General features: G+C 68.0%; 23 protein-coding genes. 11 read left to right on the top strand and 12 right to left on the bottom strand.

Going from position 1 to position 26,283, the window contains the following annotated elements; all coding sequences use genetic code 11:
* The first annotated feature begins 47 nt into the window (after positions 1 to 47).
* Together N5C25_RS10620 and N5C25_RS10615 are read left to right on the top strand one after the other, a co-directional pair.
* Positions 48 to 746, top strand: coding sequence for an RNA pseudouridine synthase (locus tag N5C25_RS10620; protein ID WP_019662144.1), 699 nt, complete (start codon positions 48 to 50; stop codon positions 744 to 746).
* 69 nt (positions 747 to 815) lie between these two features.
* On the top strand, positions 816 to 2,408 hold the full coding sequence (locus N5C25_RS10615; RefSeq protein ID WP_251103415.1) for a phospholipase D family protein: 1,593 nt from the start codon (positions 816 to 818) through the stop codon (positions 2,406 to 2,408).
* 3 nt (positions 2,409 to 2,411) lie between these two features.
* On the opposite strand, the gene N5C25_RS10610 is transcribed toward N5C25_RS10615, so the two are convergent.
* The gene (locus N5C25_RS10610) at positions 2,412 to 3,488 is read right to left on the bottom strand and encodes an HDOD domain-containing protein (protein WP_019662146.1); all 1,077 of its coding nucleotides are present in this window, start codon (positions 3,486 to 3,488) and stop codon (positions 2,412 to 2,414) included.
* A 277-nt stretch (positions 3,489 to 3,765) separates the two neighbouring features.
* Here N5C25_RS10610 and N5C25_RS10605 point away from each other — a divergent pair, with 277 nt between their 5' ends.
* The gene (locus tag N5C25_RS10605; protein ID WP_058982109.1) at positions 3,766 to 4,863 is read left to right on the top strand and encodes a Glu/Leu/Phe/Val dehydrogenase dimerization domain-containing protein; all 1,098 of its coding nucleotides are present in this window, start codon (positions 3,766 to 3,768) and stop codon (positions 4,861 to 4,863) included.
* Between the two features lie 46 nt (positions 4,864 to 4,909).
* Here N5C25_RS10605 and N5C25_RS10600 read toward each other — a convergent pair whose 3' ends face one another.
* Positions 4,910 to 7,750 (bottom strand): autotransporter serine protease, encoded by a 2,841-nt coding sequence (locus tag N5C25_RS10600; protein ID WP_279936914.1) that lies wholly within the window; start codon positions 7,748 to 7,750, stop codon positions 4,910 to 4,912.
* Positions 7,751 to 7,933: 183 nt separating this feature from the next.
* Between N5C25_RS10600 and N5C25_RS10595 the strand changes: the two genes are divergently transcribed.
* From N5C25_RS10595 to N5C25_RS10585, 3 genes are all read left to right on the top strand, one after another.
* On the top strand, positions 7,934 to 9,109 hold the full coding sequence (locus tag N5C25_RS10595; RefSeq protein ID WP_019662149.1) for a thiolase family protein: 1,176 nt from the start codon (positions 7,934 to 7,936) through the stop codon (positions 9,107 to 9,109).
* Between the two features lie 124 nt (positions 9,110 to 9,233).
* On the top strand, positions 9,234 to 9,575 hold the full coding sequence (locus N5C25_RS10590) for a hypothetical protein (RefSeq protein WP_019662150.1): 342 nt from the start codon (positions 9,234 to 9,236) through the stop codon (positions 9,573 to 9,575).
* 156 nt (positions 9,576 to 9,731) lie between these two features.
* Complete coding sequence (locus N5C25_RS10585; protein ID WP_019662151.1) at positions 9,732 to 10,142, top strand: hypothetical protein; 411 nt, start codon at positions 9,732 to 9,734, stop codon at positions 10,140 to 10,142.
* Between the two features lie 447 nt (positions 10,143 to 10,589).
* On the opposite strand, the gene N5C25_RS10580 is transcribed toward N5C25_RS10585, so the two are convergent.
* A complete protein-coding gene (locus tag N5C25_RS10580) occupies positions 10,590 to 12,227 on the bottom strand; it encodes an acyl-CoA dehydrogenase family protein (protein WP_279936913.1) in 1,638 nt (545 codons plus the stop codon).
* A 113-nt stretch (positions 12,228 to 12,340) separates the two neighbouring features.
* Between N5C25_RS10580 and N5C25_RS10575 the strand changes: the two genes are divergently transcribed.
* From N5C25_RS10575 to pdeM, 4 genes are read left to right on the top strand one after another with little or no spacing between them, the layout of a single operon-like run.
* Positions 12,341 to 13,339, top strand: coding sequence for a ligase-associated DNA damage response exonuclease (locus N5C25_RS10575; RefSeq protein WP_019662153.1), 999 nt, complete (start codon positions 12,341 to 12,343; stop codon positions 13,337 to 13,339).
* Positions 13,336 to 14,943, top strand: coding sequence for an ATP-dependent DNA ligase (locus N5C25_RS10570; protein WP_279936912.1), 1,608 nt, complete (start codon positions 13,336 to 13,338; stop codon positions 14,941 to 14,943). Before N5C25_RS10575 ends, N5C25_RS10570 begins: the two co-directional genes overlap by 4 nt.
* Positions 14,940 to 17,399, top strand: a complete 2,460-nt coding sequence (locus N5C25_RS10565) for a ligase-associated DNA damage response DEXH box helicase (protein WP_279936911.1) — start codon at positions 14,940 to 14,942, stop codon at positions 17,397 to 17,399. The genes N5C25_RS10570 and N5C25_RS10565 overlap by 4 nt, the downstream gene beginning before the upstream one ends.
* Positions 17,389 to 18,030: a ligase-associated DNA damage response endonuclease PdeM gene (gene pdeM, locus N5C25_RS10560; protein WP_019662156.1), complete on the top strand. Its 642-nt coding sequence runs from the start codon at positions 17,389 to 17,391 to the stop codon at positions 18,028 to 18,030. The genes N5C25_RS10565 and pdeM overlap by 11 nt, the downstream gene beginning before the upstream one ends.
* A gap of 1 nt (position 18,031) precedes the next feature.
* Here the strand turns inward: pdeM and N5C25_RS10555 are convergent, their stop codons facing one another.
* The 9 genes from N5C25_RS10555 to rlmD all read right to left on the bottom strand — a co-directional run bounded on the left by N5C25_RS10555 (position 18,032) and on the right by rlmD (position 25,317).
* Positions 18,032 to 18,301, bottom strand: coding sequence for a hypothetical protein (locus N5C25_RS10555; RefSeq protein WP_134732234.1), 270 nt, complete (start codon positions 18,299 to 18,301; stop codon positions 18,032 to 18,034).
* A gap of 180 nt (positions 18,302 to 18,481) precedes the next feature.
* Positions 18,482 to 19,750, bottom strand: a complete 1,269-nt coding sequence (locus N5C25_RS10550; protein WP_111103083.1) for an NAD(P)/FAD-dependent oxidoreductase — start codon at positions 19,748 to 19,750, stop codon at positions 18,482 to 18,484.
* Positions 19,751 to 19,852: 102 nt separating this feature from the next.
* Complete coding sequence (locus N5C25_RS10545) at positions 19,853 to 20,059, bottom strand: cold-shock protein (protein WP_005410590.1); 207 nt, start codon at positions 20,057 to 20,059, stop codon at positions 19,853 to 19,855.
* A gap of 88 nt (positions 20,060 to 20,147) precedes the next feature.
* Positions 20,148 to 20,894 (bottom strand): S-methyl-5'-thioinosine phosphorylase, encoded by a 747-nt coding sequence (locus N5C25_RS10540; protein WP_049430529.1) that lies wholly within the window; start codon positions 20,892 to 20,894, stop codon positions 20,148 to 20,150.
* Positions 20,895 to 20,976: 82 nt separating this feature from the next.
* On the bottom strand, positions 20,977 to 21,531 hold the full coding sequence (locus N5C25_RS10535; protein ID WP_005410592.1) for a hypoxanthine-guanine phosphoribosyltransferase: 555 nt from the start codon (positions 21,529 to 21,531) through the stop codon (positions 20,977 to 20,979).
* Positions 21,531 to 22,538, bottom strand: coding sequence for a beta-N-acetylhexosaminidase (gene nagZ, locus N5C25_RS10530; protein ID WP_058982091.1), 1,008 nt, complete (start codon positions 22,536 to 22,538; stop codon positions 21,531 to 21,533). The genes N5C25_RS10535 and nagZ overlap by 1 nt, the downstream gene beginning before the upstream one ends.
* A 115-nt stretch (positions 22,539 to 22,653) precedes the next feature.
* Complete coding sequence (locus N5C25_RS10525; protein WP_251103340.1) at positions 22,654 to 23,349, bottom strand: DsbA family oxidoreductase; 696 nt, start codon at positions 23,347 to 23,349, stop codon at positions 22,654 to 22,656.
* A 113-nt stretch (positions 23,350 to 23,462) separates the two neighbouring features.
* Positions 23,463 to 23,948, bottom strand: a complete 486-nt coding sequence (locus N5C25_RS10520) for a CYTH domain-containing protein (protein ID WP_279936910.1) — start codon at positions 23,946 to 23,948, stop codon at positions 23,463 to 23,465.
* Between the two features lie 34 nt (positions 23,949 to 23,982).
* The gene (gene rlmD / locus N5C25_RS10515; RefSeq protein WP_058982090.1) at positions 23,983 to 25,317 is read right to left on the bottom strand and encodes a 23S rRNA (uracil(1939)-C(5))-methyltransferase RlmD; all 1,335 of its coding nucleotides are present in this window, start codon (positions 25,315 to 25,317) and stop codon (positions 23,983 to 23,985) included.
* Positions 25,318 to 25,444: 127 nt separating this feature from the next.
* On the opposite strand from rlmD, the gene N5C25_RS10510 reads away from it, so the two are divergent.
* The gene (locus tag N5C25_RS10510) at positions 25,445 to 26,173 is read left to right on the top strand and encodes a response regulator (RefSeq protein ID WP_031270573.1); all 729 of its coding nucleotides are present in this window, start codon (positions 25,445 to 25,447) and stop codon (positions 26,171 to 26,173) included.
* The last annotated feature ends 110 nt before the right edge of the window (positions 26,174 to 26,283 follow it).

Below are 26,283 nucleotides of genomic sequence, written 5' to 3'. Positions count from 1 at the left end.
CCGGCCGCAGCAGCTACACTGCGCGCCCACTGCCCGACCTGCCTGCCATGGAACCGATCCGTCTCGACAAACGCCTGTCCGCCCTGCTCGGCATTCCGCGCGGCGAAGCGCGGCGCTACATCGAAGGCGGCTGGGTCACGGTCAATGGCGAGGTGGTGGAACAGCCGCAGCGTCCGGTCGATGACAGCGCGGTGATCGTGGTGGCCGAGCAGGCCAGCGATGAAAAGGCCGAGCGGGTCAGCATGCTGCTGCACAAACCGGCTGGCGTTGCCGCCGAAACCCTGTGCGCGCTGGTCAGCAGTGACAGCCGCAGCGAGCTGGACGCCAGCGACATCCGCCCGCTGCAGCGCCACTTCCACGGACTGCAGCTGGCGGCCGCCCTTCCGGCCAGCGACAGCGGCCTGGTGGTGGTCAGCCAGGACCCGGCCACGCTGGCCCATCTTCAGCGCAACCTGGGACGCACCGAGCAGGAATACCTGATCGAGGTCGCCGAAGGCGGCCCCGAGCGTGGCCCATGGCTGCTGGCACGCCTGCAGCAGGAATCCGGCGGTGCCAAGGTCAGCTGGCAGAGCGAGCAGCGCCTGCGCTTCGCGGGCAAGGGCCTGACCGCCAAGGGCCTGCGCGTGGCGGTCACCGCGGCCGGCCTGCAGGTGACGGCCGTGCGTCGGCTGCGTATTGGCCGCGTGGCACTGGGACCGCTGCCTGCGGGGCAGTGGCGTTACCTGGGCAGCGACGAGCGGTTCTGACAGGGAAGTCCCTGTCATCCACGCATGGCGTGGATCTTCTGCGATGCACCGTCTGCCTTTGATCCACGCGTGGCGTGGATCTACCATCGGCGCATGAGCCTGCCCAAGCCCCTGTGGCGACGCCTGCTTCGCGTTGCTGCAATCATCCTCGCCACACTGGTGCTGCTGGTCCTGTCCGGGCTGCTGCTGGCCGACCATCTCACCCCGCAGGCACGGGGCACGCCCTCGCACGTGCTGCCGCTGCAGCCGGCACAGACGCGGATCGACCGGCAGATCGTTCCGTTGCAGGAGGCCCATCCCGGCCAGTCCGGCGTGGCCTTCCTCAGCGATGGCATGGATGCCTTCGCCGCGCGCGCGATGATCACCACCCACGCCGGGCGCAGCCTGGACCTGCAGTACTACATCTGGCACGACGACCTGATCGGCCACCTGATGGCCAAGGCGTTGTACGACGCCGCCGAACGCGGCGTGCGCGTGCGCATCCTGCTCGACGACATGAACGCCAAGGACAAGGACGCCCTGATGATGGCGCTGGACCGGCACCCCAACATTGAAATCCGCCTCTACAACCCGTTCCGCAACCGGACCGGCCTGCTGCGCATGGTGGAGATGGTGCAACGGTTCTTCAGCGTGAACCACCGCATGCACAACAAGAGCTGGATTGCCGACGGCCGCGTCGCGATCGTCGGCGGCCGCAACATCGGCGAGGAATACTTCAGCGCGCGCACCGATGTGAACTTCCAGGACCTGGACCTGCTGGTCGCCGGCCCTGCCGTGGAGCAGGCCAGCCGGATCTTCGACGACTACTGGAACAGCGAGGCCGCCATTCCGGTATCGGCGCTTGCCTTCCATACCGATGCCCAGCTGCGCCTGCTGGTACGCGAATCGGACCATGAGGCCCAGCGTGACGTGGCCCAGCCCTACCTTGCGCGCGTGGCCGAATCGCGCAGGCGGCAGCGCCCGAGTCCCGAGCCATTGCGCTGGAGCCGTGCAGTGCGCATCGTCTCGGACCCGCCGATGAAGCACCGCGACGATGATCGCGGCGCGTGGCTGGTTTCGACGCTGACCAGCGAGCTGCAGGCCGCCCGGCACAAGGCCCTGTTGATCTCGCCCTACTTCGTGCCCGGCAACGAGGGCCTGGATGGCTTTTCGGCCATGGCCCGGCGGGGCGTGCAGGTCGGCGTGGTCACCAACTCACTGGCTGCCAATGACGTCGCCGCGGTGCACGGCGGCTACATGGGCTACCGCGTGCCGTTGCTCGAAGCCGGCGTCCACCTGTATGAGCTGAAGGCACAAGGGCAGTCCGGCGATGCGGGCGTGTTCGGCAGCAGCGGCGCCAGCCTGCACACCAAGGCATTCCTGGTCGATGACCGCCGCGGCTTCGTCGGCTCATTCAACCTCGATCCGCGCTCGGCCTACCTGAACACTGAAATGGGTGTGCTGTTCGACGATCCATTGCTGGGTGCACAGCTGCGCGGCGAGTACCTGCGCCTGGCGGATCCCAGGCACAGCTGGTGGCTGGCGTTGGACGACCGTCGCCGGTTGCGCTGGCTGGAGCGCGAACCACCACCGCACTGGGCGGAGGAAGAGCCAGGGGCAACGGCGCGCAAACGCTGGTTGTCGCGGGTGATCAGCTGGCTACCGCTGGAATCGCAGCTGTAACGCTCAGCGCCCCGGATCGGTGGCTTCCTGCCCGGCATCATCCAGCGTTTCCACGCTGCGCCCATGCAGTCGCCGCCAGATCCAGCGCAATGCATGCGGCGGTGCCGAAGGCAGCTGTTCCAGCAGGGCCAGCATGCGGCTCTGGCTGGCATGCCCATGGCGGCACAGCAGGCTGGCCGCCGCAGCGGCGCTGGCCAGGCGCAGGCTGTCGGCCAGCGGGCCCTCGGCCTCCGGCAACAGCGCCTGATGCACCGGCTCGGGCAGCTCCCAGGCAGCCGCCACCCGTTGTGCCAGCGGTAACGACCACTGCTGAAGCAGCTGCAGTGCCAGCGCCGGCTCCACGGTTTCACCACGTGCCTGGGCTTCCTGCAGCAGCTGGCGCATCACCAGCGCCGCGCCCAGGCCCTGCACCAGGCCCAGCCACTGCGCGGCGAAAGCATCACCGAAGGTAACCGTGCGTGCGTGGTCTGCAGCCGCGCGCGAGGCCAGCAGTGCGTGCTCCCAGATGATCGTGCTGAACTGCGGGAACGCATCGCACTGCATCTGCATCACCGGCTGTACCAGTACCGCGCTGATGATCTGCCGAACGCCTTCGGTACCGACCAGGGTCACCGCCCGCTGCAGGCTTTCCACGGGCCGCTCGTGCACCTTGTAGGCGGGGCTGTTGGCGATGCGCAGCAGGTTGCCGGTCAGCACCGGGTCCTGGCCGATGATCGCGGCCATCACCCGCGCGGAGGCGGCATCGTCGTTGACGGTCTGGATCAGCTGCGGCAGCAGCTGCGGACGGCGCGGCAACTGACGGGTAGCCCAGTCGCGGTCCTGCAGCGCGCGTGCCACCGCTTCCCCCAACGCCGGATCCTGGACAGGCGCCGGCTCACCGGCCAGTCGTGGGTACAACGCCAACGCGTGCAGGCCGCGCTGCAGATGTGCGGCGATCTCCGCAGACGGCAGGGCCTCACCCTGCAGGCTCGCAGCCGCTGCCGCCACTGCCTGTCGCGATACCGCCGCCAAGCGGGACGGCGCAGCCCCGGTCGAGCGCGCCAGCCAGCCGCGCAGTGATCGCCACCAGGCCGCTGTCATCGCCGCCTGCCCTGTCGTTGTGGTGCCCTTGCCGTCACTGACCGCCTGCCTCTTCACGCGAATCCGGCCACCCGCCGTCGTCGCAGCATCGGCCGCACTTTCATCTTCTTTAACCGGAAGGCATGCGATGTCGACGGCACCGGCCGGGGGAATGGACTAGAATGGCGCCGCGCGACCCGTCCCCCTGCACCGACGACGTCGCTTTTTTTGTTTTGGGACCCTACCGTTCACTGGCCGTTCGCTGCAGTTCGCCGCTGATCGCGCCATCGGAGACGCCATGCTATTCGAAACCCTCGCCACCACCGGCCACGAACAGGTGGTGTTCTGCCACAACCACGACGCCGGCCTGAAGGCGATCATCGCCATCCACAACACCACCCTTGGCCCGGCCCTGGGCGGCGTGCGCATGCGTCCTTACGCCAGCACCGACGAGGCGCTGGCCGATGCGCTGCGCCTGAGCCGGACGATGACCTACAAGAATGCACTGGCCGGCCTCAACGTCGGTGGCGGCAAGGCGGTGATCATCGGCGACCCCAAAGCGGACAAGACCGAAGTGCTGTTCCGTGCCTTCGGCCGCTATGTCGATTCGCTGGGCGGACGCTACATCACCGCCGAGGACGTCGGCACCGATGTCAACGACATGGAGAACATCTACCTGGAGAGCCAGTTCGTGACCGGCGTGCACCAGGTCCATGGCGGCTCCGGCGATCCGGCCCCGTTCACCGCCTACGGCGCGCTTCAGGCGTTGATGGCGTCGATGCGCTTCAAGTTCGGCCATGAGGAAGTGGGCAAGACCAGCATCGCGGTGCAGGGCCTGGGCCACATCGGCATGGAACTGGTGAAGCTGCTGCGTGACCGCGGTGCCAAGCTGTATGTCACCGACCTGGACAGCGCGCTGGTTGACCGCGCGGTCAGCGACTTCGGCGCTGAAGCGGTCAAGCCGGACGAGATCCATGAAGTGAATGCCGATGTGTTCGCACCGTGCGCGCTGGAAGGCGCGATCAACGCCGACACCCTGCCGCGGATCAAGGCAAAGATCGTCTGCGGCACCGCCAATAACCAGTTGTCGAGCCTGGAAATCGGCGACGAACTGCATGCGCGCGGCATCCTGTATGCGCCGGACTATGCGGTCAATGCTGGTGGCGTGATGAACGTGTCGCTGGAGATCGACGGCTACAACCGCGAACGCGCGATGCGTCTGATCCGCAGCATCTATCACAACCTCACCCGCATCTTCGAACTGTCGCAGCGCGAGAACATCGCGCCGCAGCGAGCGGCCGACCGCATCGCCGAAAGCCGCATCCTGTCGATCGGCAAATTGAAGATGCCGCTGGGCCGCAGCACCCCGCGCCTGGGCAACCTGCGCGGCGGCTGAGCGCGTCGATGTCGCGCCGGGGCTGGCGTCCCGGCGCGACTGTCACTCAGAACCCGGTGCTGTAGCGCAACGCCGCCTGGCGCGCGCCCTCGCCCCCGACGCGCTGGTCGAAGCCCAGGCTCAGGCGGCCACTGCGACCCCACCATGATTCCAGCGCCATGCCGATCAGCGCACTGCCGCGCGGCGCATTCCAGCCCGCCAGTGGTGCCCAAGCATCGATGCCGACGAAACTGGCCTGCCACGCCGCATCGGCACCCTCGAGCCGCTGCTGCCACTCGGCATGCCCGCGCAGGGTCCAGCGCCCCCAGCCACGCTCGCCGCGGATGCCGGCCAGCATCTGGCTGCGCTGCACGCGGTTGGCATCGCCACGCAGGCCGAAGCCGAACCCGCCCAGTTCGTTGAACGCATCGGTATCCACGCGCGTGGTGCTGGCGCCCAGATACGGTGTCAACGAGGCACCCGCGCGGCCGAAGCGATAGCCGCCTTCGACACTGGCACTGCTGAAGCGCCCGCCATAGCGGGCCGAAACACCGTAACTACCCGCGCCCAGCAGCAGTTGGCGATCCAGCGCCCGGGTGAACTGCCCGCTGCCGATCTGGGCCAGCGCATAGCCCCGGCCCAGATTCCAGCCCGCGTAAAGCTGTGCCTGCGCCTGGCGATCACGCCCGCGATCGCCGCCGAAGCTGCTGCCACCGTTGCTGCGGGTCTCGCCGAAGGCCACACCCATCAGCCCGGTGCTGCCCAGCGGCAGGTCCTGGCCGGCCATCCAACCGCGGCTGTCGGCGGCGTTGCCGGCAAAGCTGCCCTGCCCGGCCTGGCCGAGCGCACTCTGCCAGGCCCCGCGCAGGCGCGGCGCCGCCTGCACGCGATCAAAGCGCTCTGCGATGGCACGGCGTGACATGTCGATGCTGTCGAAGGTGACCGCTTCGGCCCGCGCGTGCGCCTGCCCGGACAGGCTCTGCAGACTAGCCTCGAGGCCGTTGCTGCCACCGCCGGTCCACTGCAGCGCCCCGGCGGCCGTACCGAAGGCCGATCCCTGCAGTCCTGCATTCTTGTCGAGCGCGGCAAATGCACCCTCCAGCCGCTGTGCTGCCGCCTGGGCGGAAGCCCCCAGGCCGCTGGCTGCCCCGGTGACACTGACCTGGGTCAGGTTCAACCAGGCGTTGTTGCTGTCGTAGCCATAGCTGCTCTGCAACAGCGACAGTCCCTGCAGGCCGCTGGAGGTGGCCGGCGTACTGAAGGCACCACTGAGTCCGCCGTCCGCATGGATCAGGTCCTGCCGGGTGCCGCTCTGTGGCACGTAGCCGGAGACGAAGCCATGCACGCGCACGCCACCGTCGAGGGTGGCCTTGCCGGTGACCTGCAGCGCATTGGCGCCGAGTGCGATCATCAACTGTGCGCCCGCCTGCTGGGCGTAGTCGCCCTCGATGGTGCCGGTGGTGTTGCCGGTGGTGAGGAACACGCTGCTGCCGTTGACCACGTTGCCGATCACGCGCGGCGCGCCGCCATTGAACTGCAGGCCGGTCGAATCCGGATCGGACTGGCCGAGGATGGTCACGTTGGAACGGATCACGCCACCGTCCTGCAGTGCCAGGATGCCGCGTTCGATGCGGGTGGAACCGGTATAGCTGTTGTTGCCGGCCAGCACCAGAGTGCCCCCGCCCTGCTTGACCAGGCCGCCGCTGCCGACGATGTTGTTGCGCCACGCCGAACCGCTGGAGGCCACATCCACGTTGGCAACCACATCCCCCCAGTCGAAGCGACCCGGACCGTTGATCGCACGACCGATGTCGAGCAGGCCGTAGCCGAACACCGGATCCACGCCCGGGGCGCCGATGTCCTTGGCAGTGCCCAGCAGGGTCTGCCGCACCAGGTCGTTGCTGAAATACGGATAGCGCTGCCAGACCAGCGCAGCGGCGCCGGACACCAGCGGCGCCGCGAATGACGTGCCGTAGTTCCAGTAGTAGCTCCCCCCGTTTGCATCGGGATAGACCGCGCTGCCCGGCGCTGCCAGGCAGTAGCGCGCGGCCTGGCCGCAGCCATTGGCGTAGCTGGCCAACGTGCCCGGTGCATAGGGATCCACCGCGGTCGCCACCAGCCAGCCGCGCTCCAGATCTGCCGCCGGCAGCGAGCCGGCAACGCCCAGCTGGCTGGGCAGCGCGGCCAGGCTGCTCGGTTCATTGCGGCCGTCATTGCCCGCTGCGAACACCACCAGCCCGCCGTGGTTGACCACGAAGGGGCGATACTCGGCGGCCACCTGCGCGGTGGTCGGCAGGTCGGTCCAGTACAGGCCGCCCCACGAGTTGTTCATCACCTTTACGTTGTAGCTGATCAGGTCCTGGTGCACCTGGGCCACGCCCAGCGGTCCGCTGAAGGAATTGCCCTTGCCGCTGCCATCGTCGGCGGGCGGCTTGTCGGCGATGATCCGCGCCGAAACGATCTGCGCACCAGGGGCGATGCCGCCTGGCCAGGACCCAACCGGCGCGCCGGCAGCCAGGCTGGCTACCGCCGTGCCGTGGCCCACTACGTCGTCCACCTGCAGGTTGTTGCGCGACGGATCGATGTAGTTGAGGTTGGCCACCACCCGCCCGTTCAGTGCCACCGCGTCGCGCTGCACGCCCGAATCGACGATACCGATGCGCACGTTCTGGCCGCTCAGGCCGGCGGCTTGTGCGGCACGCGCATTGGTGACCGACAGATGCGCGTCGAAGGCCGGCTCCTGCGGTTTTGCCGGCGGCGGCGGCGGCGGTGGCGGGGTCGTGGGTGGCGGCGGTGGTGGCGGTGTGTCAATGCGCACGTTGCCGCCCCCGCCACCTCCGCCACAGGCTGCCAGCGCCAGTGCCAGCGCGGTTGCCAGGGCAGATTTCACTGTCGTCGTGCGTTCCATCGATTCCTTCCCATGAACATTGGCCCGCCGTTGTCCCGGCAGGCATGCGGCGCCGTCCAGCGGCGGCCCTCCCCGACCCTCTATACTTGGGCCGACCCCCACGCAGTCTGCCGGGAAACCGGGGCGCTTCCAACGGCCCACGGTCTCCTTTCCGAACATTGCTTACGCATCAACGAGATTGCCATGTCCAACATCGTCATCGCCGCCGCCAAGCGCACCGCCATCGGCTCCTTCCTCGGCCAGTTCAACGGCGTGCCGACCCCGACCCTGGGCGCGGCCGCCATCGCCGCCGCACTGGAGCAGTCGGGCATCCCGGCCAGCGACGTTTCCGAAGTCCTCATGGGCTGCGTGCTGCCGGCCAACCTCGGCCAGGCGCCCGCCCGCCAGGCGGCGATCGCTGCCGGCATTCCGCTGTCGACCGGTGCCACCACGCTGAACAAGGTCTGCGGCTCCGGCATGAAGACCATCATGCTCGGTCATGACCTGATCAAGGCCGGTTCGGCCAGCATCGTTGTCGCCGGCGGCATGGAATCGATGTCCAACGCACCGCACATGCTGCCCAACTCGCGCACCGGCAACCGCTTCGGCAACTTCCAGGCGGTCGATCACATGGCCCACGACGGCCTGGTCAACGCTTATGACGGCAAGGCGATGGGTGAATTCGCCGAATGCGCCGTGGACAAGTACCAGTTCAGCCGCGAAGAGCAGGACGCCTACGCCATCGAATCGGTCAAGCGCGCGCAGGCAGCCCAGGCCAACGGCGCGTTCGCCGATGAAATCGTCGCGGTGAAGGTCGCCACCCGCAAGGGCGAGGTCGAGATCACCACCGACGAGCAGCCCGGCCGTTCGGACATCGCCAAGATCCCGACCCTGCGCCCGGCCTTCAAGAAGGACGGCAGTGTGACCGCCGCCAGCTCTTCCAGCATTTCCGACGGCGCTGCCGCAGTGGTCCTGCTGACCGAGGAAGATGCGGCTGCGCGCGGCATCAAGCCGTTGGCCCGAATCGTCGGCCACGCCACCCATTCGCAGGAACCGGAGTGGTTCACCACTGCCCCGATCGGCGCGCTGCGCAAGCTGCTGGACAAGACCGGCTGGTCGCTGGATCAGGTCGATCTGTTCGAAATCAATGAAGCCTTCGCTGTGGTGGCGATGGCGCCGATGCGCGAACTGGGCATTCCGCACGACAAGCTCAACGTGAATGGCGGCGCCTGTGCACTGGGCCATCCGATCGGTGCCTCCGGCGCACGCCTGGTGGTGACTCTGGTCAATGCCCTGCGCACGCGCGGTGGCAAGCGCGGCATTGCCACCCTGTGCATCGGCGGTGGCGAAGCGACCGCGATCGCCATCGAATTGATTTAAATGGATTTAACGATGATTTCGCAAAAATGAATGCGGGATCGCTTGACACCCAATCTTGGCTTGTCATCATGTTGTCGGCGCGCAGCATGCGCGTTGCCTAATTCTAACGACGAGGATTTACACAATGAGCATCAACAAGCTGCTGGTCGCGATGTCCCTGGCTCTGGCCCTGGCCGCCTGCTCGAAGCAGGAAGCTGCCCAGGACGCCGCTGCTTCGGCCAACGAAGCCGCCACCGAAGCCCAGGCTGCTGCCGACCAGGCCGCCGCTGCTGGCGCCCAGACCGCCGACGCTGCCCAGCAGGCCGCTGACACCGCCGCCACCGCTGCCGACGCTGCGACCGACGCTGCTGCCAACACCGCCGCTGCTGCCACCGACGCCGCTGCTGGCGAAGCCAAGGACGCCGCCAAGGCTGCCGAAGCTACCGCTGAGCAGGCCAAGGACGCTGCTGAAGAAGCCAAGAAGTAATCACTTCTTTCTTCACGCTGTTCCGGAAAAGCCGCTGGTTCGCCAGCGGCTTTTTCTTTGCGCCCGTGGATCGCGACTGAGCGCGCTCCGCGACCCCGTCTTCACAACGGCATGAATAGGCTGGCGTCCCCATCCATTGCAGTACCGGAGACCGCCATGAAGATTCGTCCGATCACCACCACCCTGCTGGCCGGCTCCCTGCTGCTGGCCCTGGCCGCCTGCAAGGGCCCGGAGGCCGAACAGGCCAAGCAGGACGCGCAGCAGGCCGCCGACAGCGCTGGCGTCGCTGCCCGCGATGCCGTCGACCGGGCCGCTGCCGCAACCCGCGACGCCGCCGACAAGACCGCTGCTGCTTCCGAGCAGGCCGCCGCCGATACCCAGCAGGCGCTGGACAAGGCCGCCGACGCCACCGCCAATGCCGCTGACCAGGCCAAGGTCGCCGCCACCGACGCGGCCGCGCACGCCAGCGACGCCACTGCCGACGCCGCGCAGAAGGTCGCCGACAAGGCGCGCGATGTCGCCAATGACGCCAAGGCCAACGCCGCCAAGGAAGAAGCCAAGCACTGAGCCTTGCCGGCAGCCGAGCACCGGCTCGGCGCTACAGGAAAAGCCGCGGCATGGCCGCGGCTTTTCTGTTTTTCGCTCCCTGCCTTTGCTGTTGATTCCGTGGTGTGCGCCCACGGAAATTGTCCGCGGCCGCGCGGGTGGGTTGCGCAGGGGCGTGAGCCGCATGGGCCCGAGGCTTGCCTCGGGCGGGTTGGGCAGGACGCCAACCCCGGTCTTGCCGTGTGCGCAGGACTGCGCACACGAGAAAGCGGCGACCAAGCTTACATGGGTAAGGGCGCCTTGCTTGCGAAGCACTGCTTCGCAAGCGACCGAACGCCCAGCCGCCTGCGGCTGGGCCAGGCCCCGGAGGAGGACTTGCAGCGCCCCCTGCGCAACCCACCCGCGCAGCCCGCTCACGATGCAGGCTCCGCGCCGCCCGCCACGAGGGGCACCGCCGTTGGCCATTGCCTACGGCAGCGCGCGCGCCAGCATCGCGGTCAGCTCCAGGCCCGCCGGCAGCGTCCCGAATGCCAGCCCGTGCTCTCCTTCCAGCCGGCTGCGCACGAACGCCTCGGCGATCGGGCTGCGCGCACGCAGCAGCAGCGCTGCCTGCAACAACAGCGCAGTGCGCTCGCAGAACAGTCGCGCCTGTGATTCCTCCGGTGCCGGTGCCGCTGCCCAGCGCTGCAATTCCGCTGCGTAGCGCGCATCACGGTCGGCCACCGCCGCCAGCTCGCCGCGCAATGCCGCCATCGCATCCGGTTCACGGGCCAATGCACGCAGCACATCCAGACACTGGATGTTGCCGCTGCCTTCCCAGATCGAATTCAACGGTGCCTGCCGGTACAGGCGCGGCAGCATCGACTCCTCCACATAGCCCGCGCCGCCCAGGCATTCCTGCGCTTCATTGACGAAGGCCGGCGCACGCTTGCACAGCCAGTACTTGCCCAGTGCCGTCCCCAACCGTGCCATCGCGGCTTCATTGGCATCCACACCGGCACGATCCACCGCGCGTGCGATGCGGATCGCCAACACCGTGGCCGCTTCCGACTCCATCGCCAGATCAGCCAGCACGTTGGTCATCAACGGGTGCTCGACCAGCAGCTTGCCAAAGGTGCGGCGATGCCGTGCGTGATGCAGCGCCTGCGCCAGCGCCATGCGCATCTCCGCTGCGGCGCCCAGCATGCAGTCCAGGCGGGTCATCATCACCATGCCGATGATGGTGGCCACGCCGCGGCCCTCTTCACCCACCCGCCACGCCTGCGCGCCGCAGAACTCGACCTCGCTGGAGGCATTGGCCCAATCCCCAAGCTTGTCCTTCAACCGCATCAGGCGGAACGCATTGCGGTCACCGTCGGCCAGGCGGCGCGGCAACAGCAGGCAGGTCAGTCCTCCCGGCGCCTGCGCCAGCACCAGGAAGCCGTCGCACATCGGCGCGGAAAAGAACCACTTGTGGCCGACCAGGCGATAGCGCTCGCCATCGATCGGTTCGGCGCGGGTACTGTTGGCACGTACATCCGAGCCGCCCTGCTTCTCGGTCATGCCCATGCCCAGGGTGATGCCGGCCTTGTCCGCCACCGGCACGTCGCGCGGGTCATAGACCGGCGCTGCGGCCTTGCGTGCCCACTCGGCCAGGTGCGGCTGCGTGCGCAGCACCGCTACTGCTGCATGGGTCATCGTCAATGGGCAACTGGTGCCCGCCTCGGCCTGGTGATGCAGGTAGCTCAACACCGCACGTGCCACGTGCGCGCCGGGCTGCGGCTCATGCCAGGACAAGCCTGCGACCCCGTGCGATTTGGCCGTGTCCATCAACTGGTGATAGGCCGGATGGAACTCCACCGTGTCGATGCGATGGCCCTGCGCATCATGCGTGCGCAGGCGTGGCCGATCGCGGTTGGCATCGAAGCCGACCCGGTACAGCTCATCACCCGCCAGCGCGCCATACACCGCCAATCGTGGCGCGAAGCTGCCAGCGCCTTCGCGCTGAACGGCTTCCATCAGCGCCGCGTCGTCGGTCCACAACTGCCGCCCCGCGAACGGCGGCGGCTGGTTCAGTACCACATGGGTTTCGTAGGGCGCGTTGCTGCTGAAGCTCGGTCCACTCATCCGGTCCATCCTGGCGGCAAGAAGTGTGCGGCCCGATTGTGCCGCATGACCTGCCAAGCCCGTGTTCAGGCCGGTTCTCACCCCGTGCACGAGCCGCAGGCCACAGTGATGGCATGGCAGGCAATGACGATCTGGTGGTGTTGCGCCCGGAGGGGCTGTACTGCGCTGCGGGCGACTTCCACATCGATCCCTGGCGGCCGGTGCCGCGCGCGGTCATCACCCATGGCCACGGTGACCATGCTCGCCCGGGCATGGGCGAATACCACTGCAGCGACGGCAGCCTGCCGATCCTGCGTTGGCGCCTGGGCGACGTGCCGGTGCAGGCGCATGCCGAGGGCACCCCGTTCCGCCTGGGCCGGGTGCAGGTATCACTGCATCCAGCCGGCCACGTGCTGGGGTCCTCGCAGGTGCGCATCGACGACGGGCGGCAGGTCTGGGTGGCCTCCGGCGACTACAAGCGCCAGCCAGACCCGACCTGCGCGCCGTTCGAGGTGGTGCCCTGCGATACGTTCATCACCGAGGCAACCTTCGCCCTGCCGATCTACCGCTGGCCGGACACGCCGGCAGTCGCTGCGGAGATCGTGGCGTGGCGCCGCGAATGCGAACAGCGCGGCGAGGCGGCGATCCTGCTGTGCTATGCACTGGGCAAGGCACAACGGGTGCTGGCCGAGCTGCGGCCGCTGGATGATCGCCCGGCCTGGCTGCATGGCGCCATCGCCAATGGCGTAGCGGTGTACCGGCAGGCCGGCGTACCGATGCTGGAGACGCTCACCGTGGCCGAACAGGGCCGTCAACCCGATGCCGCCGGCCAGTTGATCCTCGCCCCGCCCTCGGCTGCGGGCACGCCCTGGATGCGCCGCTTCGGGCGCCACCAGCTGGGCTTCGCCTCGGGCTGGATGCAATTGCGCGGCAACCGGCGCCGACGCAACGTCGATCGTGGCTTCGTCATTTCCGATCACGCCGATTGGCCAGCACTGCTGACGACGATCGAACAGACCGGCGCGCAGCGGGTGATCGCCACCCATGGCAATACCGACGCGCTGATTCCCTACCTGCGTGAGCGCGGCGTGGCTGCCGAAGCCTTCCGTACCGATTTCGGGAGCGAGGAATGAAAGCCTTCGCAGCGCTCTACCAACGCCTGGACCGCAGCACTGCCACGCTGGACAAGCGAGCGGCGCTGGTCGATTACTTCGGCCAGGCAGGCGCGCACGATGCGGCGTGGGCGCTGTACCTCCTCAGTGGTGGCAAGGTGGGCGGCGCACGCCGGAAAATCGCCGCCAGTGGCGAACTGCGCGCCTGGATCGCCGAGGAATCAGGGTTGCCACCGTGGCTGGTGGACGACAGCTATGCGCAGGTCGGTGACCTGGCCGAAACGCTGACCCTGCTGCTGGACGACCCACCAAACCCCTCGCCTGACCGCCCCCTGGCCGAATGGATCGAACAGCACCTGCTGGCGGTGGCCAACCAACCCGAGGCGGTGCGCCGTGCGGCGGTCGTCGCCGGCTGGCGGCAGCTGTGCAGCAGCGAACGCCTGGTGTTCAACAAGCTGCTGACCGGAGCCCTGCGCGTTGGCGTCTCGCAGCGGCTGGTGCAGCAGGCGCTGGCCGAGTGGTCCGGCCTGGATATTGCCCGCATCGCCCAGCGCATGCTGGGCGAGTGGGTGCCCTCGCCCGGGCTGCTGGCCCAGCTGCTGTCGCCGGATGAGCTGCCGCTGGACCGGCAGCAGCCCTACCCCTTTTTCCTCGCCTCGCCACTGGAGGGCAGCCCTGCCGAACGACTCGGTGCGATCGACGACTGGCTGCTGGAATGGAAGTGGGATGGCATCCGCGTGCAGCTGCTGCGCCGGCGCGGCGAGGTCGCCTTGTGGTCACGTGGCGAAGAGCGGCTGGATGGTCGCTTCCCCGAAATCGAACAGGCGGGGATGGCGCTTCCCGATGGCTGCGTGCTGGATGGCGAGCTGCTGGCCTGGGACGAAGCCGCAGACCTGCCACGTGCCTTCACCGCGCTGCAGACCCGCATCCAGCGCCGCAAACCCGGCGCGGCCACCCTGCGCAACACGCCGGTGCGCGTGCTCGCCTACGACCTGCTGGAACTCGATGGCGCGGACCTGCGCGAACTTCCATTGCAGCAACGGCGCGCGCGGCTCACCGAGGTCGTCGGTGCACTGGGCGATGCGCGCATCCAGCTGTCGCCCGACGTTGCCGCCGGCGACTGGCCGCAGGCCGCGGCGATGCGCGATGTGGCGCGCGAACGCGGTGTGGAGGGGTTGATGCTGAAGCGGCGCACGTCCTCCTACCAGGCGGGGCGACGACGCGGCGACTGGTGGAAATGGAAGGTCGATCCACTCACGATAGACGCGGTGCTGCTGTACGCACAGGCCGGGCACGGCCGACGCAGCACGCTGTACACCGACTACACCTTTGGCGTGTGGGACGGCGACACGCTGGTGCCGGTGGCCAAGGCGTATTCCGGCCTGGACGACAAGGAGATCCTCGCGCTCGACCGCTGGATCCGCGCCAACACCCGCGAGCGCTTCGGGCCGGTGCGCAGCGTACGCGCCGAACAGGTGTTCGAGCTGGGCTTTGAAGCAGTCAACCGCAGCAGCCGGCACAAGTCCGGCATCGCCGTGCGCTTCCCGCGCATCCTGCGCTGGCGCCACGACAAGCCCGCCAGCGAGGCCGATCAGCTGGCCAGCCTGAAGGCGCTGGCGCGATGACCCGCAGCCAGGCGCTGCGCCGGCTGGAAGACTGGTTTGCGTCCAGAGGCTGGCGCTCACTGCCGTTCCAGCGCGCAATGTGGCGCCACTACCTGGCGGGCGAATCCGGGTTGCTGCATACGCCCACGGGCAGCGGCAAGACACTGGCGATGTTCGGCGGGCCCCTGCTGCAGGCCATGATCGATCCGCCGCCCTTGCCCCGTCGGGCCAGCGCGGTGCGCCCACTGCAGGTGCTGTGGGTGACGCCCTTGCGCGCGTTGGCCAGTGATACCGCACGCGCACTGCAGGACGTGGTCGATGGGCTGGGGCTGGGATGGCGTGTCGGCCTGCGTAGTGGCGACGCCAGCAACCGCGAACGACGACAGGCGCGCGAGGGCCGCATCGACGTACTGGTGACCACGCCCGAATCGCTGGCGCTGTTGTTGAGCTATCCCGACACGCTGCCGCGCATGCGCCAGCTGCGCTGCGTGGTGGTGGATGAATGGCACGAACTGCTGGGCAACAAGCGCGGCGTCCTGCTGCAGTTGAACCTGGCGGTGTTGCGCGATGCCAGGCCGGCATTGCAGCTGTGGGGTCTGTCGGCCACGCTGGGCAATCTGCAGGAGGCGCGCGACGTGCTGCTGCCCGGTCAACCGGAAGCACCGATCGTGCAGGGCGTACGGCCGCGCACACTCAGCGTGCGCAGCCTGCTGCCAGACCCCGGCGAACGCTTCCCATGGGCGGGGCATCTGGGCCTGGCACAGCTGCCACGCGTGCTGGAGGCGCTGATGCAGGCACGCAGCAGCCTGCTGTTCACCAACACCCGTGCACAGGCAGAACTGTGGCATCAGGCGCTGGCCGCGGTGTGGCCGGAGGAACTGGACACGCTTGCGCTGCACCACGGCTCGCTGGATCCGGCCCTGCGCCAGCAGGTGGAAGACGGACTGCGTGCGGGCGCGCTGCGCTGCGTGGTTGCCACTTCCAGCCTTGACCTCGGCGTGGACTTCCCCGAAGTAGAACAGGTCCTGCAGCTGGGCAGCCCGAAGGGCGTGGCGCGCCTGCGCCAGCGCGCCGGACGCGCACGCCACCGCCCGGGTGCCAGCGGCGCCATCCTGTGCGTGCCCAGCCATGCGCTGGAACTGGCCGAGTACGCTGCGGTGCGCCGTGCATTGGCTGAAGGCGTGGTCGAAGCGCGCAGGCCGCCGACGCTGTCGCTGGATGTGCTGGCCCAGCACGCGGTCAGCCGTGCGCTGGCGGGCGGCTTCGACAGCACTGCGCTGCTGGAACAGGTCCGGCGTACCCATGCCTTCGCGTCGCTCGGCAACGACCAATGGCAGGCCGTGCTCACGTTCATCGTGCAGGGCGGGCAGGCCTTGGCCCAGTACCCCGATTTCCACAAGGTCGTGCGTGATGCCGATGGGTGGTACCGCATGCACGACCGCCGCCAAGCGCTGCGTCATCGGCTTTCGATCGGCACCATCAGCAGCGATGGCAGCGTGCGCGTGCAGTTCCTGCGCGGCGGCAGCCTGGGCGCCGTGGAGGAGCAGTTCGCCAGCCGGCTGCGACGTGGCGATCGTTTCCAGTTCGCCGGGCGCCTGCTGGAGCTGGTGCAGCTGCGCGACATGACCGCCTTCGTGCGGTTGGCACGAGGGCGCGGAGACGGCGTCGTGCCACGCTGGCAGGGAGGCCAGTTGCCGCTGTCGATGCCACTCGGTCGCGAGCTGGAGTGGGTACTGTCCGGCGCCGACAACAGTGCCGAATCCCGCTGGCTGTCGCCCTTGCTGGCACTGCAGCAACAGTTGTCGGCGCTTCCCGGCGCGGACCACCTGCTGGTGGAACAGGTGCGGCGTCGCGAAGGCCAGTTCCTGTTCGTCTATCCCTTTGCCGGCCGCCACGTGCATGAGGCGCTGGCCGCCCTGCTGGCCTTGCGCTGTACCCGCCTGCAGCGCAACAGCATCGGCTACGCGGTGAACGACCATGGCCTGGTGCTGGCACCGGCCCAGGCGATCGATCTGGACGCAGCGCAATGGCGAGCATTGTTCACCCCCGATCAGCTGCTGGATGATCTGCGTGCCGCAGTGAACCTGGGCGAGCTGGCGCGGCGCCAGTTCCGCGGCATCGCACGTGTGGCCGGCCTGCTGGTGCCCAGCCTGCCCGGTGGCATGCCGCGATCGCTGCGGCAGTTGCAGGCGTCGGCGGGCCTGCTCTTCGATGTACTGCGCGAGCACGATTCGGGCCATCTGCTGCTGGCGTTGGCCGAACGCGAAGTGCTGCACGACAGCCTTGACCTGCCGGGCTTGCGGCAGGTACTGGCAAGGATCGGCACGCAGGCGCTGTCGGTGCAATGCCCGGCGTCGCTGACGCCCCTGGGCTTCCCGTTATGGGCCGAACGCCTGCGTGGGCAGTTCAGCAACGAGGACTGGCGTACCCGCGTGCAACGCGCGGCCAAGCAGCTGGAGCGCCACCATGGCCGATGAACTGCTGCTGCTGCGCGCGGGCGAATCGCTTGTGCTGCTTGGCGAGCGCGCGCTGTACTGGCCCACACGGCAGGCGCTGTTGATCGCCGACCTGCACTTGGGCAAGGCCGACGTATTCCGCCGTGCCGGCATCGCGCTCCCCAGTGGTGGCACCGGGGAAGACCTCAATCGCCTGCAGGCGCTGCTGGACAGGTATGCATGCCGCGAGCTGTGGATCCTGGGCGACATCCTGCATGGACCGGCGCATCGCGCCGCGTGGTACCAGCAATGGTTGGCATGGCGCGAACGCAACGCGGCGCTGGACGTGCATGTCCTGCGCGGAAATCACGACCGCCACCTGCCGCACGCCCAGCTGCTGGTACAGATCCACGATGAAGCACACCTGCATCCGTTCATGCTTCGCCATGAGCCAGTGGCCGATGCAGGACGGCATGTGATCGCTGGGCATCTGCATCCGCAGGTCGCCCTGTCGCCGTTGCGTCGGCGCTTCCCCGTATTCTGGCTGCGTGACGGGATGACGGTCCTGCCGGCCTTCTCTGCGTTCACTGCGGGAATCGTGCCTGTTCCCGCTCCCGGCGAGCAGAGGGTCGCCTGCGTCGAGGGCAGCCTGGTCGAACTGCCCGTGACGTGAATCAGGCGGGGCGGATCTCCAGCTGCGGCATCAACTGGAACTCGGGCGTATCCCCTTCACGCCGCCGCGGCAAGGCCTGGACCGCCGCCAGCATCTCCTGCGCGCAGGTGCGGATGCGCGTGTGGTGCTCCGGCGACGCATGACTGATCAGGCTGCCGACATGGAACTCGAACACGTCCTCCAGTACGTCGGGCTGGTCCTCGTGCAGCATCTGCAGCAGACCACGCAGCTTGCAGATTTCCGATTCCAGCTCCTCGACCGCGAACAACATGGCGTCCTCCTCTTCAACAACAGGCGGCGCGTCCGGGCCGCAACAGGCCGCAACGGCAGCGCCGCCCGGGCCACGCGCGATGTCGATCACGGAAAGGAAAACGGGCGACGCGCAATCGCGTGCAACCCACTTCTCGCATATCTGTAGTGACGCAGCCGTTAATTCACGTGACGACGCGCCTCACGCACTGGCCGTGATCGCGTTGCTGGGAGGCATTGCCATCGACGTGCCCAGTTCGTTGACGAATGCCGGGTCCAGTTGGAGCGAGCCAAGCCAGCCATGCTGCGTGCCACTGAGTATGCGCAGCATATGCCCACGGCCACCGGGCAGGCGCCCCATCGGGCCAAGCAGCACATCACGCGCTTTCGCCCAAGCGTCGCGGTCGGACTGGAACAGTGGCGTCAGCCAGCGGCTCCAGCGCTGGTACACGGCCACATGCGCGCGCCGCTGCGCTTGGTAGGCCTGCAATGCGGCCGCACTGCCGCCATGGCTGCGCACGGCATCGCGCAGTGCCAGCGCATCGAGCAACGCCATGTTCACACCCTGCCCCAGCTGGGGGCTCATCGCATGCGCCGCATCACCGGCCAGCACCATGCGGCCTTGGTGCCAACGTGTCATCACCGCATCACGGTAAACGGCGCGCGCCATCTGGCCGGCATCGCGCAGATGGGCGAAGCGCGCACTGGCCTGCGGCCACAGCGCATGCAGTTCATCCAGCCAGGGCGCCATACCTTCGGCCTGCCACCGATCGAAATCGGCGCGTGGCAGGCTCCAGAAGAAGCTCAGGCGCGGCGTGTCATCACCGGGGCGGGTACCGACCGGCAGCAGCCCGATCATCTTGCGCGCGGCCACGTAGCGCTGGCGCAGCTCGCTCATGTGCGGCCAGTCCTCGGCCGGCAGCAGGCACCACAGCGCGCCCCACGGGTAAACCCTGTCCAGCGCGATGCCCCGCTCGACGCCGCCGCGCAGCGTTGAAGCTGCACCATCGGCAGCCACCACAAGGTCGAACGGTCCGTGCTGGCGCCCCTCGCTGTCGCGCAAACGCCCCTGTGCGGCGTCGACGGAAACGATGGTGGTGCCGACATGCAGCTGGCCGGCGCCATCGCGGGCCTGGTCCAGCAGCGAAAACAGCGCCCCGCGCTGCATGCCCAGCCCATGCAAGCGTGCATCCAGCCCGGCATAGGCCATGTCCATCACCGCGCGCTCGCACGGCGTGTCGCCATACAGGCGGTGCACCGGCGCGGCATGTGCACGCACGGAATCAAGCAGGCCCATCTGCCACAGTACCTGCAGGCCGCTGGGCTGCAGCAGGAAGCCGGCGCCAACCGGTCCCGGCGTGGGCACGCGTTCGAAGATCTCCACCTCGTGGCCGTCACGGGTGAGCAGGATGGACACTGCCTGTCCAGCGGTGCCGTAGCCGATCACGGCGATGCGCAGTCGTTCCTTCATGGGCGCATTGTGCCCGAGGTGGGTGGATCGCGAACGGGCCGCGAGCATGCCGCGCAAAAAAAACCCCGCCGGAGCGGGGTTTTCAACGCACTGTCGAGTGGATCACTCGGCCGGCGTGATGTTCGAAGCCTGGGCACCCTTCGGGCCCTGGGTCACGTCATAGGTGACACGCTGGCCTTCCTGCAGGCTGCGGAAGCCCTTGGAGTTGATGGCGGAGAAGTGCGCGAACACGTCGGCGCTGCCATCCTCCGGCGAGATGAAGCCAAATCCCTTGGCGTCGTTGAACCACTTGACGGTACCGTTCGGCATGGTGATGCGAGACCTTATGCAATGAATGGGTGGTGTACGCTGAACCCGCGCACAAGCTGAGTATGCAAAGCTTGCTCGGCGAAGACAATCACCCCCGTGCCAATTCACCTACCAGTTCCGGAAGTCCGTTGCTGGCGGCCTGCACGTTGGCAAGTACTTCAGCCATCGTGATCTCTTCACCATCGCCACAGCCGGCAGCCCAGTTGGCGATGATCGCCAGGCAGGCGTAATCCAGCCCCAGCTCCCGTGCCAGTGCGGCTTCCGGCATCCCGGTCATGCCCACCAGATCGCAGCCGTCGCGGCGCATGCGGGCGATCTCGGCGATGGTTTCCAGGCGCGGGCCCTGCGTTGCGCCGTAGCAGCCGCCGTCATGGACCGTGACACCGGTCACTTTCGCAGCGGCCAGGATCTTGCTGCGCAGCATCGGCGTATAGGGGTGGCCGAAATCGACGTGGACCACGTCGGTGCCTTCTTCTTCACAGATCGTGCTGATGCGGCCCCAGGTGTAGTCGATGATCTGATCCGGGCAGGCCAGCACGCGCGGACCAAAGTGTTCGGTGATGCCTCCCACCGTGTTCAACGCCAGCACGCGCTGCGCGCCCAGTTGCTGCAGTGCGGCCAGGTTGGCGCGGTAGTTGATCTTGTGCGGCGGCAGCGAATGGCCCTCGCCATGCCGCGCCAGGAACGCCACGCGGTGTCCAAGCAGCGTACCGACGCGTACCGGGCCGGACGGGCGGCCGAAGCGGGTGTCGACCTCGTGGGTCTGCACGTCGTCAAGCTTGGCCAGGTTGTAGACACCGGTACCGCCGATCACGGCCAGGGCGATCTGTTGCATTCAAAGCACTCCATGAAAAGACCAACGCCGGCACCCGAGGATGCCGGCGGCAGAAGAAGACGCGCCGCGGGCGGCTGCGCCGTTATTCCTTCATCGCGTAGATGGCCGGCACGCAGCGCAGGGTTTCATTGACGTCCATGCCGAAGCCGAACACGTAGCGGTCCGGCAGTTCGATGCCGGCGTAGTCGGCGGTCACGTCCGGCAGCGCGCGGTCGTGCTTCTTCACCGTCATCGCGGCGATGCGCACGTCGGTCGCGCCCTGTTCCAGGCACCAGGTGCGCACGCCCTGCAGGGTGTAGCCCTCGTCCAGGATATCGTCGACCAGCAACACGCGGCGGCCGAACAGCGAGGTCGCCGGCTTGTGCTTCCAGACCAGGTCGCCGCCGGTGGTTTCGCCGCGGTAACGGGTGGCGTGCAGGTAATCGAACTGCACGTCCTGGCCGCGCGCGCCCAGCTCCAGCGCCAGCTGGCCGGCGAACGGCAGCGCGCCGTGCATGATTGACAGGAACAGCGGCACCTCGCCCTTGTAATCGCGCGCGATGGCGTCGGCGATACCAGCGATGGCCTTGTCGATGGTGGGGCGGTCGACCAGCAGGTCAGCCTGGGCCAGGGCCTGGGAAATGGTGAGGTTGGGCATCAGACGGTTCTTCCAAGGGTTTCAATCAGACGGGATTGGGTGTGGCCATGGCGGGCATCGGCCAGCAGGCCATCCCAGCCAAGCGCGCCGCGGCCGAGCAGGCCCAGCAGCGCAGCAGTATTGAGGGAGCGCCCCTGCACCGCGTGCAGGGCTTCATCAACCAGCTCCGGGTGGCAGACCAGCACCACGTCGCAGCCGGCGTCCAGGTGTGCGTGCACGCGCGCGGGCACGCCACCGGCACTGTGCGAGGCGGCCATGCCGATGTCATCGGAGAACACCACGCCGCGGAAGCCGAGCTCGCCACGCAGGATGTCCTGGATCCAGCGCAGCGAATAGCCAGCCGGTTCAGGCGCAATCTGCGGGTAGATCACGTGCGCCATCATCACCGCGTCGGCACCGGCGGCGATGCCGGCCTGGAATGGCACCAGGTCCTGCGCGCGCAGCTCGTCCAGCGCGCGCGGGTCGATCGCGGTATCCACGTGGGTGTCTTCCAGCACGGTGCCGTGGCCGGGGAAATGCTTGAGCGTGGCGGCCATGCCGACCGCATGCATGCCGCGCACATAGGCTGCGGTGAACGCCGCAACCACCTGCGGGTCTTCACTGAAGGCGCGGTTGCCGATGGCGCGGTTGCCGCGGCCAAGATCGACCACCGGCGCGAAGCTGAGGTCCAGCCCGCTGGCGCGGACTTCACTGGCCATCAGCCAGGCGTGCTGCTCGGCCAGCGACAGGGCCTGCTGCGGGTCGGTGGCGTACAGGGCACCGATGTCCTGCAGTGGCGGCAGATCACTGTAACCTTCGCGGAAGCGCTGTACGCGGCCGCCTTCCTGGTCCACGCAGATCAGCTGCGGGCGCGGCGCAGCGGCGCGGATCGCCGCGCTCAGATCGGTTACCTGCTGGCGCGAGGCGAAGTTGCGCTTGAACAGCACTACCCCGGCCACGGCATCGTGCTGCAGCCAGTCACGTTCCTGGGTGGTCAGTTCGGTGCCGGCAACGCCGATCAGCAGCATGGTTGATCTCCACAACGCGCGCCCGCATGGCGCAGTGCCGCATTGTCGCAGAACCGGCCGACAGGCGCAGTGGTCAAGGGGAAAAGGGAAATGCGGGGGCTCTGCCCCGGTCTGCTCAGACCCTGCAGCCGTCCGGGCCGCAGGCCTCGTCGTCGCCAGCCGGGGCGGCCGGGGGCCCCTGTTCGGCCGCGATCTGGCGCAGCGCGTTGGCAAAGCCTTCTGGCGGCTGCGCCCCGGAGATCGCCCACTTCCCGTCGATGACAAAGGTCGGCACGGAGGAAATGCCCAGCGCATGGGCCTGGCCGAGCTTGGCCTCGACCTCGGCCAAGCCACGGTCCGAGGCCAGCATCTGCGCGATTTCGCCACCGTCCAGGCCGCCAGCCACGCCGGCCTTCACCAGTACAGCGTTGTCGGCCAGGTTCTGGCCATGTTCGAAGTGGGCGCGGAACAGCGCCTCGCTGACCGCATCCTGCACGCCGTGCTCGCCGGCCAGCCACAGCACTCGGTGCGCCGGCAGCGTGGTCACCCGCACCTGGCCCTGGTTGAAATCCATCGGAAGCCCCTCCGCGCGCGCGGTGGTCTGGGTCTGGCCGAGGATCTGCTCGGTGCGCTCGACGCCCCCAAACTTCCGCGAATAGGCCTCGCGCAGCGGCACCGGGGTGTCGTCCGCATCCGGGTCCAGCTGGAACGGCTGCCAGTGGATATCGAGGTCAGGCACGTGCTCGCCCAGCAACTGCACGCCCTGCTGGAAACGATGCTTGCCGATCCAGCACCAGGGGCAGACCACGTCGGAATAGATGTCGATTCTCATCCCCACCACATGGGGCCCCCCTTCCTCGATAAAAGGGGACGGAGGGGATCAAGTCGCTTTCTGCACAGGCGGGGTAAAGACGACTTAATCCCCTCCGTCCCCCTTTTTGGGGTTCACCACTCTGAATACGGCCGGCTGGCCAAGGCAACGTTGTAGTAACGGGCGTCATCGGTCACTTCGGCACCGACCCAGTCCGGCAGGTCGATGGCTTGGTCGGCGCTTTCCAGCTCGACTTCAGCCACCACCAGGCCGGCGTTGTCACCGAGGAACTCATCCACTTCCCAGGTCAGGCCGGCGTGTTCGACCAGATGGCGGCGCTTGTCGATCAGGCCGCCGACGCACAGCGCCAGCAGTGCGCGCGCGTCCTCCACCGGGATCGGGTAGTCGAACTCCTGGCGGGTATGGCCGAGGGTGCGCGACTTCAGGTTCAGCGCGGCGTGGTCGCCTTCGATGCGCACGCGCACCGAGGCGTTCTGGGTGCTGCGGTCGAGCGCGCCCATGTCGTTGATGTAGCCCTGCGCCATCGGGATCACCCGATGCGCGGCGGTGCGCCAGCCATCGCTGCTGACCAGGAATTTGCGTTCGATTTCGATGCCCATGGCGCAATTATGCGCCACGGGTGATGACACCTGCTCAGCGCTTCTCGAATACCGCGATGCTTTCCACGTGCGCGGTGTGCGGGAACATGTCCATGGCACCGGCGCTGACCAGGGTGAAGCCCTGTTCGTTGACCAGATAGCCGGCATCGCGTGCCAGCGAGCCCGGGTGGCAGCTCACGTAGACAATGCGCTTGAACTGCTTCAGCGGCAGCTGCTGCAGCACTTCGATCGCGCCCGAGCGCGGCGGATCCAGCAGCAGCTTGTCGAAACCCTGGCGCATCCACGCCGTGCTGCGCTGGTCCTGGGTCAGGTCGGCGCTGAAGAACTGGGCGTTGGCCAGGCCATTGCGCTCAGCATTCTCACGGGCGCGCGCGACGAGGCCGGCATCGCCTTCCACGCCAACGACCTCGCGCACGCGGCGGGCCAGCGGCAGGGTGAAATTGCCCAGGCCGCAGAACAGGTCCAGCACGCGCTCGTCCTCACCCGGCTCCAGCAGATCCAGGGCATGGGCGATCATCTTTTCGTTGAGCTTGGCGTTGACCTGGATGAAGTCCAGCGGGCGGAATGCCAGTTCCACATCCCAGGGCGCCAGCCGGAACGACAGGGGCACACCCTGCCCGTCCAGCGGCTGCACGGTGTCCACGCCACCGGACTGCAGGTAGATCACGAAGCCATGCTGCTGGCCGAAGGCGGCCCAGGCCGCACGGTCCGCATCGCTGAGTGGCTGCAGGTGGCGCACGGTCAGGACCACGGCCTGGTCGCCGGCGATGAACTCAATCTGCGGAATATCGCGCTTGCCATCGAGCGATTCGATGAAGGTGGACAGCGCCTCGACCTTGGTGCCGATCTCCGGGATCACGGTCAGGCACTGGCTGAGGTCGGCGACGAAACGCGGATCCTGTTCACGGAAGCCGACCAGGGTCTTGTCCTTCTTCTCGACCCGGCGCACGGAGAAGCGGCCCTTGCGACGGTAACCCCAGCTGTCGCCGACCAGCGGCGCAAGCACGGTGCCCGGCTTCACATGGCCGATCCGCTCCAGGTTGTCCATCAGCACGCGCTGCTTGGCGACGATCTGCTGGTCTTCGTCCAGGTGCTGCAGCACGCAGCCGGCGCAGGTGCCGAAATGCGGGCACTTCGGGGTCACGCGCTGCGGCGAGGCCTGCAGAACTTCCAGAGTGCGCGCTTCGTCGAAATGGCGGCTGCGGGCCGTCTGTTCGGCCATCACCACCTCACCCGGCAGGGCGCCGCCGACGAAGGTGACCTTGCCGCCCTCGCCTTCACGGCGGGCGACGCCACGACCATCATGGCTGAGGTCGAGGATTTCGGTCTGGAACGGGGTACGGTCGATGCGGGAGCGGGATCGGGCCACGTGGCAACAGGCTGCGGGCAAAAATGGGGGCGTATTGTCGCAGATCCTGACCGGCAGGGTCCGGACCCGCTTGCGCCCGCCGCCGCCGTGCTTGATGATTGCAGCAGCTGACATGGAGGCAGCCCTGATGCAGATGACCCCGCGGGCCAGCCGGCCCCGCTTCCTGCTTGTCGAGGACGACATCATCAGCCGCGGTTTTTTCAAGGCGGCGTTGGAAACGTTACCGGCGGATGTGGACACCGCAGATTCGCTGGCCAGCGCTTTGGCCAGCGCCGAACCCGGCGCGCACGACCTGTGGCTGATCGACGTCAACCTGCCGGACGGCAATGGCGCGCAGCTGCTGCGCGAACTGCGCCGTTCACATCCCGACACCCCGGCGTTGGCACATACCGCTGACGGTGACACGTCCATCCATGCCCGCCTGCGCGAAGCTGGCTTCAGCGACACCCTGGTCAAGCCGCTGGGCCGCGACCAGTTGCTGAAGGCGGTGCGCCGCGCACTGGTGAACAGCCCGGCGGGGATCTCCGTTGCCCCGGCCCCGGCAGCGGTCGAGCTGCAGGTGCAGGACTGGGACGAGACAGCGGCACTGGCCGCGCTCAATGGCCAGCGCAACCACTTGATCGCCCTGCGCGAACTGTTCCTGGCCGAGCTGCCGGGGGTGCGTGACGCGGTCGAGCAGGCGGTGGACCAGCATGATGAGCGTCAGCTGCGCAGCCAGTTGCACCGGTTGCAGGCGAGCTGTGGGTTCGTGGGCGCGGCACGCTTGGCCCGGGCGGTGCGCCAGCTGCATCATGCGCCGGAGTCCGGGCAGGCCCAGGATGGGTTCCGCGCGGCGGTGGCGGCCCTGCTGCATTAGAGGGTTGGTCGGCAGGGCTGCGCCCTGCACCCGCAGAGGCTTCAAGCCAGAGCAACACCAAAGGCCAGAGCCAGAGCGGCTCTGGCCTTCTGCTTGTTGGGCGGGCCGGT

Origin of the sequence: Stenotrophomonas sp. GD03958 (genome assembly GCF_029839005.1) — a bacterium.
Lineage (GTDB): Bacteria > Pseudomonadota > Gammaproteobacteria > Xanthomonadales > Xanthomonadaceae > Stenotrophomonas > Stenotrophomonas hibiscicola.
This window is presented reverse-complemented; position numbering and strand designations above follow the sequence as displayed.

Bases quoted from the DNA above. Each gene is read 5' to 3' on its own strand.
- N5C25_RS10620 (WP_019662144.1), top strand. From the start codon at position 48: ATGGAACCGATCCGTCTCGACAAACGCCTGTCCGCCCTGCTCGGCATT.
- pdeM (WP_019662156.1), top strand. From the start codon at position 17,389: ATGGCCGATGAACTGCTGCTGCTGCGCGCGGGCGAATCGCTTGTGCTG.
- N5C25_RS10525 (WP_251103340.1), bottom strand. From the start codon at position 23,349: ATGAGAATCGACATCTATTCCGACGTGGTCTGCCCCTGGTGCTGGATC.
- N5C25_RS10590 (WP_019662150.1), top strand. From the start codon at position 9,234: ATGAGCATCAACAAGCTGCTGGTCGCGATGTCCCTGGCTCTGGCCCTG.
- N5C25_RS10580 (WP_279936913.1), bottom strand. From the start codon at position 12,227: ATGAGTGGACCGAGCTTCAGCAGCAACGCGCCCTACGAAACCCATGTG.
- N5C25_RS10545 (WP_005410590.1), bottom strand. From the start codon at position 20,059: ATGCCGAACGGTACCGTCAAGTGGTTCAACGACGCCAAGGGATTTGGC.
- N5C25_RS10520 (WP_279936910.1), bottom strand. From the start codon at position 23,948: ATGGGCATCGAAATCGAACGCAAATTCCTGGTCAGCAGCGATGGCTGG.
- N5C25_RS10610 (WP_019662146.1), bottom strand. From the start codon at position 3,488: ATGACAGCGGCCTGGTGGCGATCACTGCGCGGCTGGCTGGCGCGCTCG.
- N5C25_RS10605 (WP_058982109.1), top strand. From the start codon at position 3,766: ATGCTATTCGAAACCCTCGCCACCACCGGCCACGAACAGGTGGTGTTC.
- N5C25_RS10550 (WP_111103083.1), bottom strand. From the start codon at position 19,750: ATGAAGGAACGACTGCGCATCGCCGTGATCGGCTACGGCACCGCTGGA.
- N5C25_RS10585 (WP_019662151.1), top strand. From the start codon at position 9,732: ATGAAGATTCGTCCGATCACCACCACCCTGCTGGCCGGCTCCCTGCTG.
- N5C25_RS10600 (WP_279936914.1), bottom strand. From the start codon at position 7,750: ATGGAACGCACGACGACAGTGAAATCTGCCCTGGCAACCGCGCTGGCA.
- N5C25_RS10570 (WP_279936912.1), top strand. From the start codon at position 13,336: ATGAAAGCCTTCGCAGCGCTCTACCAACGCCTGGACCGCAGCACTGCC.
- N5C25_RS10510 (WP_031270573.1), top strand. From the start codon at position 25,445: ATGCAGATGACCCCGCGGGCCAGCCGGCCCCGCTTCCTGCTTGTCGAG.
- N5C25_RS10555 (WP_134732234.1), bottom strand. From the start codon at position 18,301: ATGTTGTTCGCGGTCGAGGAGCTGGAATCGGAAATCTGCAAGCTGCGT.
- N5C25_RS10595 (WP_019662149.1), top strand. From the start codon at position 7,934: ATGTCCAACATCGTCATCGCCGCCGCCAAGCGCACCGCCATCGGCTCC.
- N5C25_RS10565 (WP_279936911.1), top strand. From the start codon at position 14,940: ATGACCCGCAGCCAGGCGCTGCGCCGGCTGGAAGACTGGTTTGCGTCC.
- N5C25_RS10540 (WP_049430529.1), bottom strand. From the start codon at position 20,894: ATGCAACAGATCGCCCTGGCCGTGATCGGCGGTACCGGTGTCTACAAC.
- nagZ (WP_058982091.1), bottom strand. From the start codon at position 22,538: ATGCTGCTGATCGGCGTTGCCGGCACCGAACTGACCACCCAGGAACGT.
- N5C25_RS10575 (WP_019662153.1), top strand. From the start codon at position 12,341: ATGGCAGGCAATGACGATCTGGTGGTGTTGCGCCCGGAGGGGCTGTAC.
- N5C25_RS10535 (WP_005410592.1), bottom strand. From the start codon at position 21,531: ATGCCCAACCTCACCATTTCCCAGGCCCTGGCCCAGGCTGACCTGCTG.